Annotated in this window: 1 protein-coding gene; it reads right to left on the bottom strand. The window is 43.9% G+C overall.

The window, feature by feature from the left end:
- On the bottom strand, positions 1-2,352 hold a 2,352-nt coding region (locus ACZFYI_RS19015), incomplete at its 3' end, for a ligand-binding sensor domain-containing protein (protein ID WP_462525697.1).
- Positions 2,353-2,481 lie beyond the last annotated feature (129 nt).

The following is a 2,481-nucleotide window of genomic DNA, read 5'->3' on the forward strand; positions in this document are numbered from 1 at the left end:
TAAAAACAGCAACAAGGCATAGGAAAGCCAAGCCCACCACTGGGTAAACCATGGTGGCATCACGGTAATGGCTAGGAATTTTTGACCTATTTGTCCATATCTGTTGGAAGTCATGATATGAAAAATATACTCTCCCGGGGGTAAGGAGTAATAAGAAGCAGTATAGGTGTTTCCATCCCTCCAGTTTTGATCATAGTTTTCCAGCTTATAACGAAGGTTTTTCTCCGATTCCGAGGTTATGAAGTCAATACTCCCGAATTCAAGCGTAAAAGTGTTTTGATGGTGAGCCAATTTGATCTCACTGGTTTCATTGAGATGCTTCGGTAAGATTCTTTTATCTGTTTGGGTTGTTATAGTTCGATCTCTCAGAAAAAAAGCTGATAAATAAGGTGCAGGTTGAGTAGGATATTGATTTTCCAGAACTGCCGGTTGGAAAGAAAAATACCCGTTGGCATTTCCCACAAAAATCTCTTTATTTTTAGAAATAAATGCGTTTAAAGAGTAAAATCCCGTATCGCTCGGTTTTTTCCAACTGTTCCCAAAAAGGGTTGCGTTTTTTGTTTCAGGATCAAGGCGAATGAACCCAATGTCGGTGTACAACCAAAGCCATTTCGAATCATCCTCAACGATCCCTGTGATGAGGAGCAAATCTGTAATCAGACCAGTATTGTCGTAGTACCGATTGAAAATTCCTGTCTCGGGATCTAATAAAAAGAACCCTGACCTGAAGGAACTTGCCCAAATTCGCTTTTTGCTATCTTCATAAATTTCAATCACTGGCACAGCAGCCTTATCCAGAAACCGTTTTAAATCAGCCGTTTCTTCCCGAAAAAGGTTAAGACCATTTCCTGTACCTATCCAAACTTTTCCATTCGAATCTTGAAGAAGACTGTATACAGCATTTGCACTTAGACTGTTGGGCTTGGATGGATCATGGGTGAAATGCGTGAATTTTCCACTTTTCGAATTGAATAAGTCAAGCCCTCCGGTCGTACCTATCCAGGTATTGCCATCGGGAATTGGCAAGATCACCTGGGGCATCGAAGTGGAAAGTCCGCTTTTACCCTGCTCCTCTGGTCCATAGCGCTTGTAGGTCATTGCCTGCCGGTCCAAAAAGTATGCTCCGCCCCATAGGGTGGCGACCCATAAGTTGTCCGATTTGTCAAATTTCAGATCCCAGAGAATTACTCGTCCCACTGTATTGCGGACAAACGAGAAAAAACTATCCTTTGATTGGTCCACGTCATGGCCAAACAGGCCTTTCTCTGTTCCAATCCAAACTCCGGCTTCTTGGTCTTGAGCAAATACCATAGCCCGTGTTCCGATCGCGGTATGATCAAAATGATTTTGAAAGGTGGAAATTTGAAACAGCACCTGATTCTCTGTCTCCGGCTCCCAGCCTGAAACCCACAGGAGATTATCCTTGGTTTTTAGTAAAGTCCAAAAGTCGTTCTTCTCTACATAATGTGAACCTAATCCGGATCTTCCAAAAAACTCTATGGTCTTCGATTTCGGATTGTAGCGATTGATCCCTCCCGCATAGGTTCCAATCCAAATAGCCCCTTGAGAATCCTCATTGATAAAAGTAATGTGATCCACTGCATATAAAGCATTTGGATTGACAGGAGGGCGGGAAAGTGCATGAGGGTCACCGGGAATATTGGGTAAGCGTTGGAAAGTGCCCTGAGCCCGATTCATGATATGAAGTCCATCCCCTTCCGAACCGACATAAAAGTTTCCCCGGCTGTCCTCAAATAAAGCCCGGATTCGATTTCCAACGAGCGACATCGGGTCATTCGAATCATGTCTGTAATGAGTGATCAGACCAGACTCTTTCTCAAATCGGTACAAACCTGATGAAGGATGATCCCGGGGGTCGAATGAGTTTCCTGCCCCAATCCAAATTGTACCGGCATGATCCTCATAGATACTTCTTACTGTTGCCTCCTTGAATAGGCGACCGGCAGGGGTGTCGTCTTCGATATGAACAAAATATCCAGTCTTTCTGTCCAAGGTATCCAGTCCTTTAGCCGTCCCTATCCATAAGGTTCCTGAGCGATCTTCAAGTAGGGCAGATACCTGATTGTCTCGAAGACTGTGCGGTTCGGCAGGATCATTTTGGTAATGTGTGAAAGTCTCTGTGACCGGATCGAATCGGCCTAGTCCTTCGAAGAGACTTCCAATCCACACAATTCCTCCCTTTCCTGCATAAAGGCATTCCAGCCTGTTGGTATGTAGTGAACTACTGTCGTTTGGATTGGCTCTGAAATACTTTTTGGATGTCCCATCGTATCGTACCAAGCCACTGTAGTTATCGGCTAACCAGATAAAGCCGTATTCGTCCTGGCACATTCCCACGATATTGGTAAGGGAAGGGTCAAATGGAAAATCGACGGATGTGATGTTGATATCCTGACTTCTACATAGAAAAGAAAAAGTTGAAAAAAGGAAAAAGAGAAAAAAAAATGGACGAATCATTGG

Source organism: Aquiflexum sp. (genome assembly GCF_977115555.1).